General features: G+C 62.4%; 2 protein-coding genes. One reads left to right on the top strand and one right to left on the bottom strand.

The annotated features are described in order from the left end of the window. Positions 1-123: 123 nt before the first annotated feature. A complete protein-coding gene (locus A2I95_RS38275; protein ID WP_291737633.1) occupies positions 124-1122 on the top strand; it encodes an asparaginase in 999 nt (332 codons plus the stop codon). Between the two features lie 36 nt (positions 1123-1158). Here the strand turns inward: A2I95_RS38275 and A2I95_RS38270 are convergent. Beyond that, a partial coding sequence (locus A2I95_RS38270; RefSeq protein WP_291737632.1) for a YciI family protein occupies positions 1159-1368 on the bottom strand: 210 nt, incomplete at its 5' end.

The raw sequence follows: 1368 nt of genomic DNA, 5'->3' as shown, positions 1-1368 counted from the left end.
GTCTGATCCCGATCCCCTCGCTTGCGCTACACAAGCACACTAACGTAACTAGCACCACGGGCGAAAGTGCGTTTTGGCAGGTTTTCGCCCAGAAAACCGCACGGAAACACAAGGGGAGATATCATGCCGAAACCTGTGCCCATGGCCGAAGTCTGGCGCGGCCCGCTGCTGGAGAGCCTGCATCTGGGTCATGCCGTCATTTGTGATGACACGGGCAAGGTGGTGCGCAGCTGGGGGGATCCGGATGCGGTGATTTACCCGCGCAGCTCGGCCAAGATGATCCAGGCGCTGCCGTTGATCACCTCCGGCGCTGCCGCGCGCTATGGTTTGACGTCCGAACAGCTGGCGCTTGCCTGTGCGTCCCACAACGGTGCGCATATCCACACCGAGCGGGTGAATGCCTGGCTGGATCAGCTGGGCCTTGGCGATGACGACTTCCGCTGCGGCACGCAATTGCCAGACGACATCCCGGCCCGCAATGAGCTGATCAAGACCGACAACAGCCCCTGCCAGGTTCACAACAACTGCTCTGGTAAACACGCGGGCTTTCTGACCCTGACCCAATATCTGGGGGCAGGGGCCGAGTACATCGAAGTTGATCACCCGGTGCAGCAGGCCTGTCTGGCGGCGTTTGAGGAAACCACCGGGCAGGATAGTCCCGGCTATGGCATCGACGGCTGCTCAGCGCCGAATTTTGCCACCACCGTATCTGGCCTCGCACGGTCCATGGCTTGGTTTGCCAGTGCTGCAGACCGCTCTGACCGCGCATCGCAAGCGGCGCAGCAGCTGGTGGCGGCAATGACGGCGCATCCCGAATTGGTCGCAGGCGAAAGCCGCTGCTGCACCAACCTGATGCGGGCGATGGGCGGTAAAGTAGCGATTAAGACCGGCGCCGAGGCGGTGTTCATCGCCATCCTGCCTGAACAGAAGATGGGCGTAGCCGTGAAGATCACCGACGGCGCCACCCGCGCCAGCGAATGCGCAATTGCCGCGCTGATGGTCAGCCTTGGTGTGCTGGAGGCAGAGCAGCCGGAAACCCGCAAATACATGAACAAGACACTTTACAGCCGCCGCGGGCTGGAGTGCGGATCCATCCGCCCGGCAGCCGAGCTGCTGTTTTGAAAATAACTGCCCCGGGCCGGCCCCGGGGCATGCAGCCTACATTTCCATGTCGATGATCTCGGCCACTTCGACTGAACCGTTGCCGCTCACCACCATCGGGCAGCCTTTGGCCATTTCGCAGGCAGCATCCTGGTCGGCGGCTTCGACCACCGTGTAGCCCGAAAGCGGATTGGCGCCGCCATTGTCCGCGACCCCTCCGGCGCTGACGGTTTTGGACATGCCAACCGGCGCGCCGGGTATCTTCAG

The sequence above is a fragment of the Leisingera sp. F5 genome (assembly GCF_001593695.1).
This window is presented reverse-complemented; position numbering and strand designations above follow the sequence as displayed.

Excerpts from the sequence above, each read along its gene's own strand:
- A2I95_RS38275 (WP_291737633.1), top strand. The coding sequence starts at position 124 with ATGCCGAAACCTGTGCCCATGGCCGAAGTCTGGCGCGGCCCGCTGCTG.